The organism is Faecalibacterium sp. Marseille-P9590 (genome assembly GCF_017377665.1).
In the GTDB taxonomy this organism is placed as follows: Bacteria; Bacillota; Clostridia; order Oscillospirales; family Ruminococcaceae; genus Faecalibacterium.
Window position 1 is genome coordinate 140,368 of the sequence record NZ_JAFREF010000001.1, and the last position, 16,825, is coordinate 157,192.

General features: G+C 38.4%; 21 protein-coding genes and 1 pseudogene. All 22 read right to left on the reverse strand.

Annotation, left to right across the window (positions count from 1 at the left end):
• Positions 1 to 25: 25 nt before the first annotated feature.
• Positions 26 to 577, reverse strand: coding sequence for a hypothetical protein (locus tag J3349_RS00705; protein ID WP_207675985.1), 552 nt, complete (start codon positions 575 to 577; stop codon positions 26 to 28).
• Between the two features lie 13 nt (positions 578 to 590).
• On the reverse strand, positions 591 to 800 hold the full coding sequence (locus J3349_RS00710) for a hypothetical protein (RefSeq protein WP_207675986.1): 210 nt from the start codon (positions 798 to 800) through the stop codon (positions 591 to 593).
• A 22-nt stretch (positions 801 to 822) separates the two neighbouring features.
• Positions 823 to 1,236, reverse strand: a complete 414-nt coding sequence (locus tag J3349_RS00715) for a hypothetical protein (protein WP_207675987.1) — start codon at positions 1,234 to 1,236, stop codon at positions 823 to 825.
• 351 nt (positions 1,237 to 1,587) lie between these two features.
• Positions 1,588 to 2,005 (reverse strand): annotated as a pseudogene (gene tagD, locus J3349_RS00720) (glycerol-3-phosphate cytidylyltransferase).
• Positions 2,005 to 2,208 (reverse strand): hypothetical protein, encoded by a 204-nt coding sequence (locus J3349_RS00725; protein ID WP_207675988.1) that lies wholly within the window; start codon positions 2,206 to 2,208, stop codon positions 2,005 to 2,007. Before J3349_RS00725 ends, tagD begins: the two are co-directional and overlap by 1 nt.
• Before the next feature lie 158 nt (positions 2,209 to 2,366).
• Complete coding sequence (locus tag J3349_RS00730; RefSeq protein ID WP_207675989.1) at positions 2,367 to 2,954, reverse strand: hypothetical protein; 588 nt, start codon at positions 2,952 to 2,954, stop codon at positions 2,367 to 2,369.
• Entirely contained in the window at positions 2,914 to 3,198 is a 285-nt protein-coding gene (locus J3349_RS00735) for a hypothetical protein (protein WP_207675990.1), read from the reverse strand. The genes J3349_RS00730 and J3349_RS00735 overlap by 41 nt, the downstream gene beginning before the upstream one ends.
• A gap of 2 nt (positions 3,199 to 3,200) precedes the next feature.
• A complete protein-coding gene (locus tag J3349_RS00740; protein ID WP_207675991.1) occupies positions 3,201 to 3,584 on the reverse strand; it encodes a VOC family protein in 384 nt (127 codons plus the stop codon).
• Between the two features lie 119 nt (positions 3,585 to 3,703).
• The gene (locus J3349_RS00745) at positions 3,704 to 4,045 is read right to left on the reverse strand and encodes a hypothetical protein (protein WP_207675992.1); all 342 of its coding nucleotides are present in this window, start codon (positions 4,043 to 4,045) and stop codon (positions 3,704 to 3,706) included.
• 59 nt (positions 4,046 to 4,104) lie between these two features.
• Positions 4,105 to 5,538: a PIN-like domain-containing protein gene (locus J3349_RS00750; protein ID WP_207675993.1), complete on the reverse strand. Its 1,434-nt coding sequence runs from the start codon at positions 5,536 to 5,538 to the stop codon at positions 4,105 to 4,107.
• 50 nt (positions 5,539 to 5,588) lie between these two features.
• Entirely contained in the window at positions 5,589 to 6,992 is a 1,404-nt protein-coding gene (locus tag J3349_RS00755) for an RES family NAD+ phosphorylase (RefSeq protein ID WP_207675994.1), read from the reverse strand.
• A gap of 185 nt (positions 6,993 to 7,177) precedes the next feature.
• Entirely contained in the window at positions 7,178 to 7,786 is a 609-nt protein-coding gene (locus tag J3349_RS00760) for a VanZ family protein (RefSeq protein WP_207675995.1), read from the reverse strand.
• A 108-nt stretch (positions 7,787 to 7,894) separates the two neighbouring features.
• Entirely contained in the window at positions 7,895 to 9,286 is a 1,392-nt protein-coding gene (locus J3349_RS00765; RefSeq protein ID WP_207675999.1) for a hypothetical protein, read from the reverse strand.
• 29 nt (positions 9,287 to 9,315) lie between these two features.
• Positions 9,316 to 9,507, reverse strand: a complete 192-nt coding sequence (locus tag J3349_RS00770) for a hypothetical protein (protein WP_207676001.1) — start codon at positions 9,505 to 9,507, stop codon at positions 9,316 to 9,318.
• Positions 9,500 to 10,219 carry a glycosyltransferase family 2 protein gene (locus J3349_RS00775; RefSeq protein WP_207676009.1) on the reverse strand — a complete coding sequence of 240 codons (720 nt, stop codon included), beginning with the start codon at positions 10,217 to 10,219 and terminating at the stop codon, positions 9,500 to 9,502. The genes J3349_RS00770 and J3349_RS00775 overlap by 8 nt, the downstream gene beginning before the upstream one ends.
• Positions 10,216 to 10,770 (reverse strand): acyltransferase, encoded by a 555-nt coding sequence (locus tag J3349_RS00780; RefSeq protein WP_207676011.1) that lies wholly within the window; start codon positions 10,768 to 10,770, stop codon positions 10,216 to 10,218. Before J3349_RS00780 ends, J3349_RS00775 begins: the two co-directional genes overlap by 4 nt.
• Before the next feature lie 10 nt (positions 10,771 to 10,780).
• The gene (locus J3349_RS00785) at positions 10,781 to 12,115 is read right to left on the reverse strand and encodes an O-antigen ligase family protein (protein WP_207676015.1); all 1,335 of its coding nucleotides are present in this window, start codon (positions 12,113 to 12,115) and stop codon (positions 10,781 to 10,783) included.
• 41 nt (positions 12,116 to 12,156) lie between these two features.
• Positions 12,157 to 12,978 carry a Coenzyme F420 hydrogenase/dehydrogenase, beta subunit C-terminal domain gene (locus J3349_RS00790; RefSeq protein WP_207676360.1) on the reverse strand — a complete coding sequence of 274 codons (822 nt, stop codon included), beginning with the start codon at positions 12,976 to 12,978 and terminating at the stop codon, positions 12,157 to 12,159.
• A complete protein-coding gene (locus J3349_RS00795) occupies positions 12,873 to 13,388 on the reverse strand; it encodes a 4Fe-4S binding protein (protein ID WP_207676017.1) in 516 nt (171 codons plus the stop codon). Before J3349_RS00795 ends, J3349_RS00790 begins: the two co-directional genes overlap by 106 nt.
• Positions 13,385 to 14,452, reverse strand: coding sequence for a polysaccharide pyruvyl transferase family protein (locus J3349_RS00800; protein WP_207676019.1), 1,068 nt, complete (start codon positions 14,450 to 14,452; stop codon positions 13,385 to 13,387). The genes J3349_RS00795 and J3349_RS00800 overlap by 4 nt, the downstream gene beginning before the upstream one ends.
• On the reverse strand, positions 14,449 to 15,522 hold the full coding sequence (locus J3349_RS00805) for a polysaccharide pyruvyl transferase family protein (protein WP_207676021.1): 1,074 nt from the start codon (positions 15,520 to 15,522) through the stop codon (positions 14,449 to 14,451). The genes J3349_RS00800 and J3349_RS00805 overlap by 4 nt, the downstream gene beginning before the upstream one ends.
• Positions 15,519 to 16,634 carry a glycosyltransferase family 1 protein gene (locus tag J3349_RS00810; protein ID WP_207676023.1) on the reverse strand — a complete coding sequence of 372 codons (1,116 nt, stop codon included), beginning with the start codon at positions 16,632 to 16,634 and terminating at the stop codon, positions 15,519 to 15,521. The genes J3349_RS00805 and J3349_RS00810 overlap by 4 nt, the downstream gene beginning before the upstream one ends.
• Positions 16,635 to 16,825 lie beyond the last annotated feature (191 nt).

Below are 16,825 nucleotides of genomic sequence, written 5' to 3' on the forward strand. Positions count from 1 at the left end.
TAAAGGCAATCCAAAATTCGGAAAACTATTCTCCGATGCTCTTATATATTGCAATCATTTCATCTAGTATGTTTTGATACTCGCGAATCGGACTATCATTCGAAGCCATCCCGATATCCTTATCGCCTCTCATCTCTGCCACCTTAAAAGGATATTGATTCATCCTTTCTAAAAAAGCCTCTCCGCCGCTTCGCTGAATAAATTCTTTTTTTTCCCGTTTAGACATTTTGCGAAGTCTCTCTCGGATGCTTTTTCTTAGATTGTATGACAGCCAATCTGCCGTATCAAAAAAAGCTCTATACTCATGTCCGTATGCTTTTTCCAAGTTTTTCTTCACATACAGTTTGCAATCCACATCTTCTGGAACTTTCTTTAAATCAATTGAGAACGTTCGTATAACATGATCATAGGCATCTCTATGTTCCTTTAACGGCTGAAAGAAAAGAACACCTTCTTCACATACTTCTTCTGCTACCAGAAGATATTCCTTTGTTATTCTGTGCAATCTGCAAATATTAAGCCACTGTTCTTGAACATCTTTTTCTTGTAAAATTGCAAAAATCGACTCTTGCGTCATAGTTCATTTACCCTTATCTGACTTTTTTTCTGGCTTCTCGTTTAATTTGCAATTCTAAATTGTTTTTTTGCAAAATTTGATCCATAGCGAATCGCCAAGATCCTCGCCTGTTTACAATCTCACGGTTTAAAAGGATTTTCTCCGAAGAATTGACCGGAAAAAGAACTCCCCATCCATATCCTATAAATATCAATAGTGCTACAATTATAAATGCCACATTCATCTTCCAAAGTGCCTCCTACAATTTATCGGTCTTCCCATGATGTCGAAATATCAGAGTCATCATTCTGATGCGGTTCATTACTCTTCGGTTTTAATAAATCTATATGTATCTTGAGTTCCCGTCCTAGTGCTCCTAGAACTGCTGCGACAAGAATGGCACAGATAATGATTACTGCCATATTTTCAAGTGCCTTATGAATCACATTTGTTTCAGCAGAAAAAGAATAACATACCGCTATAATAATTGCCAGCGCGTTTGCTCCGAGAACCATTACTTCTCTACGTATGCAACAGAACTCATAAGAGGAAGTCTCCAAATACCCCATCACGTCTGCAATTGTATTTATTGCTTGTAATAACACCGTCAGATAAAACGCTCTAGCATCTCCCTCTATACCAATCGTGATTTCAGCAATAATTGTGATTGTAAGAAGCATTAGTTTTGTACAGCATTCTTTCAGATTTCTTGTTGCGGTTGACCTCAATCCCATTTCACCCGCTTATTCATACCATTCAATGGTCATCCATTCAAGTTTGTAACACAAAAATCCGAGAAACCAGTTACAGTTTCTTCGGATACATTTTATATAAGGGAACTAGTGTAGTGGTATATTGCTTTGCAATATACATACGCCCTTACGATTCTTTATAAGTTTTTACTGTCTTGCAGATGATGATATTGTATCACTTTCTCTTTCGCTTTGCAACACAAATTTTAATATTGTTTCCTCTAATCGTCAAATTTCATTCGACAGCACCCACCCTTAATCAAGCTATTCACACAATTCTCATACGCATGGATCTGTATCAATGTCATCATGTGGTGTCTGGCTCTCCCCATCCGCTCCATTTGCATCATAAAGATCATGCTTAATTTGGCTGGTGCTAATTTCGGGAGTTCTGGGTAAGTACACAACCTCAACACCCTCTTCCTTCAGAAAATCAAACTTTCCCTTCCAATCATCGCCCATGACAAAGGTATCCACATGATACTCGTGCATATCGGAACGCTTCTGTTGCCAGTTTTCTTCAGGAATAGCAAGGTCAACATAGCGGATTGCTTCAAGAAGCTGCTTACGCTGCTCATAAGTAAAGTATGTTTTCTTATGCTTTTCATTCCGCTTGAACTCATCAGAAGAAACTACCACTATAAGATAAACTCAACGCTTTTGCTCTTCTTAGCAAGTTAATGTGACTATAGTACATCAGATCAAATGTACCACATCGGCCGCAGAAATAAACGAGAATTCCACACCGTACCGATTGGACAGCTTCATGGCGACAGGCAGAGCGTTAATGCCTTCTATAACCATGCTGACTTCTTTAACACCTTCATCCGTCTTTTGACCAATTAAACAGCCTGCTCTATTCATAATCAAAAACTCATATTCCTCTATAAATAGAGTCATCCTTTTCTCCAATTCTATTTTTAAGTGCAATTTTCATACTAGGATTCGTTTGTTTTATGATAAAAAATTAGCGGCCAAGCCCGTAAAATGGCTTAGTCGCTAATTGTACATTTTTCAAGCCTTAAAATTAACTTTAAAATACCAATTTCTTATTTTCTTCAATTATTCAATGGAATATAAATCAATCTTGAACCATTTTTCGGAGCCTTTGTACTAGCCGATGCAACGCGATATGCAAATAGCCCGGCATAATTTCTCAAATCCCAAGTCAACCCATACGTTAAAACCAAGTCACTCTTTTGAGAGGATTTCGGATATGCCCACAAATCCACATAACCAGTCGTCGGAGAAGCACCCATCCCTGTTTCTACAGGGAGCATAATAAGAGAATTCTCCGCGTCAAATGCCATCTTAGAGACAAATGCTGTATTACGACCCTTTCGTATTTCATAGGTAAAGGGTAAACCTGAATATGTTTTGAATCGCACATCAGCATAAAGAAGAACCACTTCCCACAAATGCTCTTCTGTCGGCTCGGTTCTCAGTTTTCTTACCGCTCTGTATCTCCGCTGCCGCTCTGCTCCTACACTGATTTTCTCTTTATCTGCTGTACTTGGGTAATACACGCCTTTCTGATATGGTAGATACGAGGTAACGGAGGCTTTGGAGAGTTGAAGAGTATTTGCGGTTGAGAGTATAGCTTCTTTATAGCGCTGTGTTTCGCTGTGTTTCTCGGTACTCTTCAAAAGTGTCTTGTACCTTCTCCGCCACTTCTGATTCATACACACCAGCCGTGATGAGGAGCTTCCTTACTTTGATAGGGTTTAGGTTCAGGGCATCACCGATGGCCTGCAAGGACATCTCAGAATTATAAAGTGCCACAGCACTTTCCATCTGCTCTTTCAGATTTTTCCCAGCATCGTACTCCGGCTTCAGCTTCTTCCGGCCTCCACCGGGCTTTCTGGCTTTATATGCTCTTTTCTCTCCCATAATTATTCGTGCAGCTCCAGCGGCAGTCCGTCCGGGTCATGGAAGAAAGTCATCTTCTTGCTGGTATAATCATCCACACGGATCGGCTCACATTCAATGCCAACTTCTGCCAGTTCTCTGACTGTCTGCTCCACGCTATCCACGCAGAACGCAAGATGACGTAGCCCACAAGCTTCCGGTCGGTTCACACGCTTCGGAGGATTTTCCTCAGCGAAAATCTCCAGCTCTGTGTGTTCATTGACACGCAGATCCAGCTTCCAGTCCTTGCGCTCCGGGCGATAATTTTCCCTGATAACAGAGAAGCCCAATTTGTTCACATAAAAATCCTTTGCAGCTTCGTAGTCAGATACGATGATTGCAATATGATGTATTTTTGATAAATTCATTTTATCTCACACTCCTTTTTATTTCCGTCACAAACTATATAGTGACTCTCAAAATATACCGTGTGAACTCCTGGAGTTCAGTTTGTCCACACGGCATTTATTTTTTCTTGGGTTCTTGTTTATTTCAGCTTTTCCAGAATCTCGTCCGCACTCATCCCGCTGGCTAACATTCTCTTAACCACACTCTCAGCTTCAGCCTTCTTTGCTTCTTCAGCGGCTTTAGCATCTGCTTTGGCTTTCTTGGCTTCGAGCTTGGCGATTTCTTTTTCGACCTGCTTGATCTCAGCTCTCTGCGGCTTCAGCGATTCACGCATAGACTTGATGTCTGTCTTTAACTCCTCAATCTGAGCAACCGTCTTGGCTAGGCCCTCTTCTAAGAGAGCTTTGTCCTTCTGCAGCTTTGCGATCTGTGCATCGAAGTCGGTCTTGGCGCGATTCTTGCTTCCTTTGGTTCTGGGCATTTTTGTTACCTCTTACATTTTGTGTACTATTTCAATTACAAAAAGCAATGATAATTTCATCAAATATCAAAATTTGCTTTTGCAATATTTATATTTTGATCCTCATTAAGATAGCATACTGCTGTCTGTATTGAATGATCCGCAAATAGCTTTCTAACTTTGGTTTTTCCCATATGCTCCATGATTTTCTCTACGAGTGCCTCATTTTTTGCTATTATAAAATTGTAGTACCAATAATGCTCATTACCGGTTTCATACAATTTCTTCAGCTCGAACGCATTTGTCATTCCATGCAAAACCCTGGCGTAATTTCCTCCTCCAACAATGGTAGTTATTATTCTAAATTTTCGACCATTTTCATCTTCCGCTTCATAAATATCCGGGTTATCAAACAGCCTAATTGACTCATTCTTTGGAATTTTATCGATCACATAAATGGGTTTAACTATCAAATTATTAAAAATCTTTTGAATGTCATCTGCAGATAGTTCTTTTCGGATCTTGTCATTTTCTTTTTCATCCTGCACGGAATCTATATCTTGCAATACATTTTCGTGAATTTGATCATCCAGCAATAAATTGACGTGATAAATAAAATTCTTCATTGAAAGAAGCCATATTCGCTTATTTGCTTGTTCACGAAATTCTTTTAGCAACTCAAATCGAGGAGTTCTTTTATCTTCCTCGTACCAATCTATCTTTACATCATTTGTTACAAAGATAAAATCTTTTTGCTTTGATTTTGCACAATCAAGGATTTGATTCCATACAAACAAGTCTCCATATTTTTGGAGGCCAGTCTTTTCTTTACCGTCTTCGTATCCAGGAGGAATTTCTTCGCTATATCTAAAACTTCCCTCTCTAGCAATTTCCATCATTTTTGAAAAAGAATACTCTTTTCCAATTTGAAAACTGCTTTCTATGGCGTTATTCACATTATCAGGTAGCAGATCACTCTGCAACTCTGTGATTTTCTTTTCAATTTCTTTCTGTATTCTTGTCTGGAAGTCTGCTGTCTTAGTTGAAAAATCAGTCAATTGATTTTCAACAACAGACAATACACTTTCATATTCTGCATACACATCTGGAGACAAATATGGGTGCTTATCCGTTCCTAATGTTTGTTCCTTCAGTGTCTTCAATTGATTTTTTATCTCGCCTAAACTTTGCCCTTGGAGCATCTTTGTCTTGTCTACGATTGAATTAACATATCCACCATCTTTGCTTTGTTTCGTTAATAGTCGCTCATACGAAAGGATTGGTTTTTCTGAAACCTTGCTTTTGTTCTTTAAATATTCAAAGTATACCTGTGCAGGTATCCATAGCCGACCTTTGAGATAATTGAATGCCTTATTAAAAATCTCATTTCTGGTTTCTGAAGAATAGTAATATAAATCCAGCAATGCAGAAGTATCGAACACAACAATTCCATTCTGTAGAATCTCTTTGATCGTCTCGCTATCAAGATAATATTTTTTATATAAGTCAACCATTTTATCACCCCCGCACTTTGTGCATCTTCTTCACATATTTCCTTGGATTTTTAATATGGTATTATCTCTCTGCTGCCCTCGACATTCTCAAAATAATCGTCTTTCCAAAGAACACAGCATTTATATCCAGTGCTTTTATATCTGATGCCGTCAATTCCCAGTTCTTTACAGCACGAAGCTACAAAATTAGGCAGTAAATATTCTTGCACCGTTCTTCCCTCATCGTTTTCTACTGTAAATCTCAGGTGCTCTACGAAACGATTAGTTTCTTTTACATCTCCAGACAAATCAAGTAATTTAGCCGATTTTATGGCTTTCAGCCCAATTACTTGCACACGAGGTTTGGTTTTGCCACTGTGCTTGTAAATTTCTTTTAATGCGCCGTCCTTGGTTTCAGCTATGTAATAGCAACTTCTTCCAACTTCATTATAACGGCCGTGTGCTGAAACATTGGTAGGTGCTTTCATCATCTCAGAGTCATGAAAAGGTCGTTGATTTTCACCTAACGTTCTTGCATGATAATATGTAATATTCTCAAAGCTTACAAAGTTCTTCCAATTTTGAAGAATTTCATATATTCTAATGCCAACTGGATGTCGAACAGCAAAAGCAAAATTCTGTTCCAATTTACTTTCAAATGAAAGCAACTCATCAAGTGTAAACTCCGCAAACAGCTCCAGCGAACTCTCTACCACCGTGATTTGATCTGCCGATAGCTTACTTTCTGGTGAATCTTTGTGATAAAAGTCTTTTTCCTTTGGATCAAACTGAATCTCATCGGACTGCATCAATTTCTTAGCAGTCGTTTTTGTCAAAGACCTTAATACCTTTTTACTTCCACGCGGCAGCTCTAAATCACTGTAGCAGGGCAGCATTCTTACCATAGCGAGATTTTGTGCTGCAATACTACGCTCTAATACATTAGCCACTCCAAGCGCATTGTCCCACTGTGAAGTCAATCCATTTACATAATCAGAAATAGCAGACATACCATCTCCCATTTCTTGGACATTAACTTCAAACTGTGTACGAAAATCCCGTAGTTCTGGCGTAATTGCTGCAGCTTCAAAAGCGGCTAGAACATTTGAGTTGAATAAATTCATATCTTGTTGGTACGGCTGTATTGCTGTTGCTACAACATTCAAAGATTCTGTCATTGAGCCCACTGCATTATCGGGAACTATTGTCTGGGCCACAGAAGATAGAGATGCCGCAACAAGCCCCAAGCTATTTTGATCTATTAAATTATGATATGGTTGCAAAGCATCTTGCAGGGGCTGTAAAGCTTGAATCAATGGTGCCTGTTGAATTCTTATTTGTTCTGCAGCATCTGCGGCAATTTGCATAGCCGGAGTATTAAAAATGTGTGCCTCTCGTTCTTCCATTCTTTTTATGGCTTTATCATAGGCAGTTTCCGAAGGATGAATGGAATCCTCGTCTGATTTTTTTGTCATTCATATCCCTCTCACATATTTTTTCTGTAGTTCTTCACATCTCAGCCAATCCTTAGATCGTTGCCTGCTGCTCACCGCGTAAAGGTGTGTGATTATTAGAGCAGCAAGAGCCACGGTCTCCCGTGGCCCCAGAGTCAGGGCCCCACCTGAGACACAGTCAGTCTCGTTTGCCCCAGTATATCATATTATTCTCTATTTTGACAGCCTTTCGTGTACTTTCTTTCCCACTTGTAACACAGTCCACCAAGCATACCGCCAAGCGTGTTGTACACGATGTCTGACACTTGGAATGTCCCCAGTCGAAGCAGCAACTGCAGCATCTCGATGCTCACGGAGAAGATCAGGCCAAGCTTTGTGCTTTTCCATACTACACCCTTCTCAACATCAAACATCCACATCACCATCCCGGTGAACGGCATCATCAGGATCACATTCTCGATGCACTCGGTCGTCAGCTGTCTTTCTCCGTTCACCGTTTCCCAGATGCCCCAGCCGCCCATTACATCGGACAAAGGATTCATCCACAAGTCCCGATTCAATAGCGTCCGGAACAGGATCATTGAGGTGACAAAAACAAGCAAGAATAACTTTCTAAAAAAAGAGGATACTTTGAATGCAGTAAACCATGTATGGATTGCTGCTTTCCAACCTTTTCCGGCTTCAGACGGGTAATAGGCATAAAGGTAAAAAAACAGAGCAAAAAAAGAAAGCAAGCATGAAAAGCCAAAAGGTTTATATAGAGTTGCTAGAATATTAGTAAGGATTTTTTTGGTAATAATTAAAAGCTGACTCATTTTTACTTTTCTCCTTGATTTCTTTCAGACAACAGCTCAACGCATCCTATTTTAGTCAGAAGCGGAATACTTCGACCTTTTTATAATGTTCAGGCTATTCTGATCATGTTACTTTAAGTGAGCCAACTTGCTTTTTGCCTCATTAATAATGAACTTTGTCTCCTTAGGAAAAGAAATCCATGTCACAACCATTATTTCAAAAATATAAATGAAAAATCCAGGGATAGCACTAAAACAAAATCCACATACTAAAAAAGCGCACGTCTGAATAAAAGGATACAGCTTTTCCTTGGTGTTATATTTTATCCACTTAAAATCAGGTAAACATAAAAAGTACCAGCATACAGCCGATAGCAATGTACCCACTGCAAAACTTTCCTTTACCTTATAAAGGTTATAGCATATTACATTAAACACAAATCCCACAACAATAATCGCTGTGAGTTTTATAAAATAAATACTCTGCTTTTTTTGTGCCTTATAGAGATTGACGTAAATGCTTTTTATGACAATATAAAAAATCTGTGCCGCAAAAAGCAAAAACATCACCTTAGCAGAATCGATATATTTTGTTAAATATACTTCCAAAATAAATCTAGCAGGAAATGCACAGGATACAATCAATGCGGCAAAAATCATCACATAATTTCTTGCTTTTCTTACCTTAACTTCATCTGTTGCCTTACAAAAGTAATTATATAATGTAGTTGTAACAGGTGTGACTGCGACATTCATAAAGTTCTCCATGCTAACAGCAAATGAGTACTGTGCAAATGCAAGCGTAGTCATAAGAGCTTTTACAAACCATCGATCCATACTTGTAAGTACAACTGATGACAGATTTCCAACAGTTAATAATATACCCGCTTTTATATTTTTTATCAGCTCATCAAATGAAAATGTATTTCCATCATTTTTGCTACCAATAAGTTTTCTACAGTTGAGTTCCAATACAATCCATACAATAAAATAAACCGCAACATTACTCAGCAGAAAGCAAAGAGCATTATCTGTTTTTATTAAGAAAATCCAAATCATGTTTGCAAAGAAAATCAAAATCGTATTTGCATTCATGATTTTTCCGTAAAGTGAGAACTCACCCGTTGCTTGATATAATTGTTTGAAATAGTTTGCTAAATTCAACGGAAGAATTGAAAGCGAAAAAAACACCAAAACTTCTTGCTTTGAAATTATCGCAATAATAGCACAAACAATCGTAACAACAATTTCAAACAACCTTAAAGTCGAAAGGTTTGTCCCTAAATCTTCACGCCGGAGTTCTTTAATGTTTTTTCCTCCATATTTTAGGTACATTCCATCAACAAATCCAAAGTGAAATAAACCAGCATAACTTACATATAGCTGGAATGTTTTTATTGTAGCGTAGCTTTCCACACTCAGCTCTTTCGGGAGAACAAAATTAGTTATCAGATTAAATCCTAAATTTATGAAATTGGCTATAAAAACATATGCCAATCCCTTTTTCAGTGAAGTTGACATTATATATGTATTTCCTTTCGTTATTGTTTTTACAGCGATCCAAATAAAATCCTTAGTTTTGCCTTCTGCAATTCCCGCGTGGAAAAAACGTTTTCTGTTGATTGCTTAAAAAAATAATTTTTTGCCTTTATGGACTTTGGATAACTGGCAAAAGTCTTATATTTTGAAAGCATTTCTTTTTTCATATCTTGTCCATAGAGTCTTATGATTTCATCAATCATCTTCGCTCGTGGGGAACCGTTTTGCTGGCATATCATTTGGATTTTTTTTTCTTATCGAAATTCGTTTTGCTCCAATAACATTATTTCCGTGTTGTCTATACTGGATATACGCATTTTTATCTGATATGATTTTTCCACCAATTCCGAGGCAGATATAATACAACCAACAATCATGCATCGTTATTAGATCAAACTCCGGCTTTCTTTCCTGAATTTTTCTCATCAAACAATTATTGAATACCATAGTGCAACCTGGAATATAAAAGACCATCAAAGTTTGATCTATAAACTTGGTTTTATTGCAATTTCTGGTCATTTTTATATGTTCTAAATTCTCATCAACAATTTCAAGCTCACAATGATACAATGCTGGTTTGTCATCAAAGTGTTCAAGTCTTTCTATCGCTTTATAAAGTTTATCTTCTTTCCAATAATCATCTTGATCACAAAAAGCATAATAGTCGTACTTTAACGGTGCGTTATATACCAAATCCAAGAATGATTTTGCCGGTCCCATATTTGTGCTAGAGTACCAATTAAGTTTGCCGCATTTTTGGTATTCTTCCAGAATACGAATCGTACCATCTGTCGATTCATCATCTCGAACTCGTATAGTTACTTCAACATTTTTTTGAGCAAGAATGGAGTCTATCTGTTCTTTTAGATACTTTTCTCCGTTATATGTAGACATCAGTACCAAGATATTTCTCATTTATTTTCTCCCCAATAATACTCTATTATCTTATCAATCCCATCTTCTTTTTCTGGAGCGCATTTTGTCTTTTCTATTCTCTTTTTGGCAAAGTCATCAAACTTCCCTATTACTTTAGCAGGAACTCCCGCAACGATTACTCCCTCAGGTACATCCTTCGTAACAACACTTCCTGCTGCAACAATTACGTTTGGACCAATTTTAGTATTAGGCAATATTAGGCTATTTGCTCCAATCATCACATGATCAAATATCTCGATTGTTCCCATATAATAGTGTGCCTTTCCTATTTGTTCGTACTCAGGCATTTTGTTTACCATATAAGACGCAATATCATGCGTGATCAATCTAACGCCCGCCGCAATGCGGACATCATCATGCAACTTAACAAGAAAAGGCTCTGCGGGCAAATCTCTTGTATGATAATAGCAGTCCTCTCCCATTGCATAAAAAATTTGTTTTTTCTTAAGATATTTTGCTCGTTTCCAGCCACTTGAACATAACATCAGTCTAATTTTTGCCCACCGAATATCTCTACTTTTATAAATCATTTCTTTTCCCTCATGCTTTTAATTCAGAATTATAAATAATATACAGTGCTATAATTACCCATAATAATTGTGAAATATCTGCAACTGACAGCATAACTGCAACATATGATAGAAAGCAAAGGAAAAAGCCATTATTCAAGTTTTCCGCATTTTTGAATGTCGCCCTCTTCCACGAGGTTCTAAGAAGCGAGAAAAAAAGACTAAAGCACGCAAGTCCTCCTAGCAGACCTTCCTCTACAAAATATGCAACATATCCATTATCAATTGTATCTCGGATAGACCATGCACCATTTATATAATAACTTAGCTTTCCTCTTGTGTGACAACTTGCTCCCAATCCAAATATCGCATTGTGCATAAGCATCCAAGTAATGCCAGATAATTGAATCATTCTGGATTCAAGTCCTGTTGATGAATTTCCTCCAAAATTTTCAATTGTCTCACTGCTATCTCCAAATGCAATCATTACAGATTTAATAATATTTGAAAACTGCTGCGCAACTGTCGGTACAACAAAAGAAACCACAACAGCGACACATGCAATCGCACAGACCGCAGTTAAAATTCTGTTTCTCGTTTTTTTATCCGCAATTATAACATATACCAAAAAGAGTGCCAGCAATACAACGATTGTTCCTCGTGACTCAGTCAAAAACGCCGCAATAACATTTAAACCGAGAACACAGCTATTCCACGCATTTTTTTCATTTTGCCAAACATACAATGCAAGCGGAATAATAAGTGCGCAATACATTGCATAATATACCGGATGTCCGAAAGTTGCCTCTGCACGAATAATACCCATTCTTACAGTAGATACCATCAGTACATTTCTGGACACTGTATTCAAATTGTAAAACAAGTTGGACCCAATCAGCACATTGATAATGCTTATAATTGCTACTACGCCACTTGCATTCACAATAGTCTTTACACACAAATGCACATCTTCTCTGCTTCGGACAACTTGACAAATCATAACAATCAGCAATAGCTGTTCCACAATCACTGTAAACTCAGTATTGATTGCCGCAGATAAACTCAGTGCATAATATCCATTTGCTAAAATTCTTGCCGCAAAATATATAAACAACGGCCAGTATAAACCTGTAACTTTCAATGGTTGTCTGATCAGATGTATTTTTTTATTATGAAAACACACACACAGCATCAGAATCAGTAACAAAATTCTGCTGGCCTTGAGTAATGGAAGCCCGCCGCCCAATTCGATAGCAAAATAATCAGGCAATACTGGATAAAATGCCATGAAAAACAAAATAAATTTTTTGTTTCCTTTCAGTGCAACCAATAGTGCAACCACTATAAAAAATACTAAAAACAGCATTGTTTTATTTCTCCATATTACATTCTTTCCATCCTATATTTTTACTTGTTTTTAATTTTACCAGCCATCTTCTTAATATTTCTCTTCAACCCTTTTGGAAGCATTCCGGAAACCGTATATTTCAAGATATCCTTCTTATAGTTTTTATGGAAATAGCGGTCAACCGCTTCATAGCCTTCTTTCTGGTACAATTCCAGAATCTGCTCACGTTTCGGGCTGTACTTGCTGGGCGAATGCAGCTGGTCGTTATGCCGTGCAACTTTCTCAAAGTCTGAGGTCATCAGGACGAACTGACCTTCGCACTGCTCCAACGTAGCTTTTCCTTGATTGGTATTGACTAAAATGCAAGAAACGCCTTTCCCATTAGAAAGTCCCTGCTTTTCATCATAAGACGGGTATTCTTCATGAAATCCCCAAAAATCCCCCAAAGTCAAATCTCCAACGCGCTTCTCTGAAGCAAAGGGGCAGGAATAGCAATTTTTGCGGTATGTGAATGACCTCAAAAAGAAATTGAAGTAGGAAAGTAAATTTCCTACAATTATTTTTTCTTGCTGTTCGCCATTTTTATTTTTATAGACACTCCGGGTAATCATACCCTGACCTTTGCTCTTGTCCCGGAAATAAAACTCGGTGATCGTTCCACCCAGTTTCTTCCCGTAGTCTTCCATAAAGCTCTGGAAAAATCGTTTGCTTGGAACTCCATGACAAATAATGTCCACTGTGAGCAGATTTTCATAATCTTTTTTCAGATACTGCTTTAAGCCTGCAATCTGACAAGGTGTTCCAGAAAAAAAACACTTTTTCCATCCAACAGATCTTTTTTTGCCTGTGCATAGGTATCCCCAATCGCACTTTTCACATATTTCGACCCTTGCAGTTCAGTCAATCTTTCCACTGTATCAATGCGGAGATGCTTTGGCTCCAATTTTCCATTTTCCAGAGGAAGTGCAGCACCATATACCACACCACCTTTTTTCAACACATTCTCTGCAAGGACAGCAAATGCTCCGCCCGATGCAGATTTTCGCAACAAATTGTCATCGTTCGATGCAGCCGCATAGACCGCTTCGGACTTCTGCATCATAGGCTGCATTTGATAGCCGCAAGCCTTTTTGCAGGCACCGCATCCAATACACAAATTTTGATCGATTTCTGGATAAACAAAACCGACTTCATCTTCCGCCATTCGAATCGCATTCTTGGGACAAACGTTCATACACGCCCCACAGCCGCAGCAATCCTTTTTATCGTCAAATAAAACGATCGAACTCATGATTTATCTCCTGTAAGGAAGTCATCTGCTTCCTGAATCTTCTGTGCAATATAGTTTCGAGTTTCCGTATAATCCATTGGCGTATCCAACAGCGGGATAAAATCATCTTCGCATCCCACCTCCAAAAGTCGAGAGGCAATCTTCATATCGGATAACAGCGAACGAATCTTATTGATTCGGTTTTTCTCTGTTGGATAACACAAAACCGATTTGTTGTACTTAATAGAAAAAACTGTCCCATGAAATGTTCCAGTAATAACTTTTTCTGCATTCCGAAACAAATCGACCCACTCATATGGGGTCAGGTCAATAAATCCTTCATCGTAGAATGTCTTGTAATCGCCCGCACCAATGATCTTCAAATCATTTTTCTTTGCATATTCCTGTAGCTGTTTCGCCATCGGTTCTGTTAATTTGCAGTCATAGATCAGAATATACCGGTACGGCTTCGGCTTGATATTTTCCCTTTCAATATCCATATCAAAATTATAGAGAAAAGTCGGATCAAGCATTTTCTCAGCTTTTCTTCCGCAGGCCCTCTCAACAAATTTTAAAGATTCCACATCACGACCAGATATCCGATCAAGGTGTTTCAAGCCCGAAAAGACATCCTCCGGCACAGCGGTTTCTTCGGTTACTGCGCCAACACTCGGTGTATAAGCAATTGTCCGCTGATTTTCAAGTCCCGTACCAAATTTCAAAGGATGGTACCCAGATCCACACAGATTCCAAATTTCATCACTGCCAAGAACGATAAGATCCAATTTCAAATCGATTATCTCCTTGGCAGTCTTTACCGAGCGAGTCCTCGGAATACTGCGTTCATATTTTGTGAATGTTCTTAACTGTCGGATTTTTTCCACATAGGTAGAAAGCGTATCAATTCCCGGACGAAAGTGAAGAATATGGATGATGTTTCTTCTCCAATGCTTTTGATTTACATAATTGATGATTCTCACTTCTGCTTCAGGATATAGCCTTTGTAGCGTTTCATACATTCCCTTCATCTGAAGGAATGCACCATAATTTTTTACGTAATGATGTGTTAAAATTCCTATTCTCATTTTTTTGCCATTCCTATCGCATCTTTTAAATACTGCTTGCTGCTCTGCCGATTCTGTTCTATGACATCATACACTTTTTCATAGTTGATTTCCGACTTCATACTTTCTAAATCGAAGCAAAAATCCTCTTTGATAGGGCGGTTTGTAATCTGAAGTTCACTCAGCAAGGCTGTTACTTTTTTGATTCGGCTTTCATTTGTCAGATATACCTTAAACTGCCTGCGATTCAGAATAGAGAATACTGCACCGTGAAAAGTTCCAGTAAACACAAACTCCGCATTTCGGAACATTTCCACCCACTCAAATGGTGTCAGGTTTACAGTAACTTCTGAATATCGTTTGTCATATTCACCCGCGCCATAAACCGCCAGACCATGCTCTTTTGCATAAGAAAAAATTTGATTTAAAATATTTTCCGGTAGATTTTCGCAATAGTAAAACAGAATATACGGCCTTCTATTTGCTTTCAATTCTGCCCGTGGAAATTCGGCCAAAAAAGTAGGATCTAAAACTCGTTTCGGTGTCTTCCCTGTTACCTGCTCGACCAGTTGTTCTGTCAGGTCATCTCTCGCAGAAATCCGCTTAAACTTTCTGATACCATCAATAACATACTGCGGAACTACTTCATCCGCTGCCGTCTTTCCTACACTCGGCGCATAGGCAATCAAATTTTTACATGTTAATCCTACACCAAATTTAAGTTCAGCATTTCCCTTTGTATCTCTGTAGTTCCACACTTCATCACTGCCGACAACAATGCAGTCAAATGCTAATTCGTTGATTTGCCGAGCATTAAAACATCTTTTTGAAAGAATCATTTCTTGATTTCTTGCTTTCGCAAAAGTATTCGGGAGCTGAACCTTAGCAAACCATTCTTTCAGCGTTTCTCTATTTTTATAAAATCGAAACCACCCACCGGCATTGATGATATAATGTTTTACGTTTACATAATCTATAATCTGCACTTCATCTTCGGGAAATAGTTCTGAAATTGCTTTTCTTAGTGCCCATGCCTGTAAAAAAGCACCATAATTGTTGATATACTGATGTGTTAATATTCCGATCTTCATTTCACTTCTCCAGCAAGTTGTAAATATCTCTCCTGCAGTTTCTTCGCTTCAAATGCAATATTATAGTGGTGTTCTGTAATCAGCTTCGTGTTGTCATTACGCTCATTCTGCTGCAACGCATCACACAGTGTTTTTGCCCATACAGAAACAGATTCTGTGAGCGGAACAAATTTTGCGCGCTGTGACAGCCCAATTTCTCTTGTAATGGCTGACGAAAAGACACACGGAAGGTCCGCTGCCTGAGCCTCTACACCCACAACGGGAATGCCTTCCCAGATTGACGGCAAAACAAAGCAGTCAAATGCTTGATACCACTCATTGGCGTTTCCAACATTTCCAACGAAGGTTACATGCTCACTGATACCAAGGTCTGCCGTCTTTCTTTTAATTTCATCCATCAGTTCACCATCGCCTAATAGAACAAGATGTGCCTGAGAATCAATTTTTAAGACCTCTGCAAAAACATCCATTAAGAACGTATGGTTTTTTTGCGCCATAAAGCGTCCAACATGCCCCACAACGTGTTTGTTTTCCAGATTGTTTTCCTTGCGAATCTTATTACGGATTTTGGGGTTATAGATAAAGCGAGCAACGTCTATTGCATTTGGAATCAGCACATAGTCATTTTCGTCTACCACTTTTTGTCCAAAATAGCATTTTGCGGCCTCGACACCACAAGAAAAATGATGCGTCATATTTGTGGGAAGGCAAGCCTTACAAACAAGCTTGATTGGAAGCTTCCAGTCTTTCGTTATGCTTGCTCCATGTGCATGAAAAATGCGCACAGGAATTTTGCTCACTTTGGCAGCATGAAGTGCATACACGCCAAGTGCCCCATTGTGCGCCTCAACGATTTTATATTCTGGATGTTCTTGAAACAGTTCTCGCATGTATTTCAAGTACACAGGATACTTGGCCGGATTCAATCCCGGTGTATGATAAATTCTACCGCCCATAGATTTTATTTCATCGTCATACGCTCCCGGTTTTTTCTTATTGCATAAAAAATCGAATTGAACTTTTGACTTATCCATATATCGATAATAGTTCATCAGCATCGTCTCAATACCAGCACGATCCATATTGCTGACAGAATGAAGAATTCTTATCATTGCCTTTTCTCCTTATAAATTTCTTTTCACAATACGAGTTACGTACTGTCTTTCTGCTGATAAATATTTTCTCAGCAATTCAAGTGTCAACCGTTATATTCTATGTTCTATTTCACTGCCCCTGTTCAGATAAAGCACTTCCAATGCGTTGTTCATAAACCAGAGTGCTCCATACAAACGCAGGTAGTGAT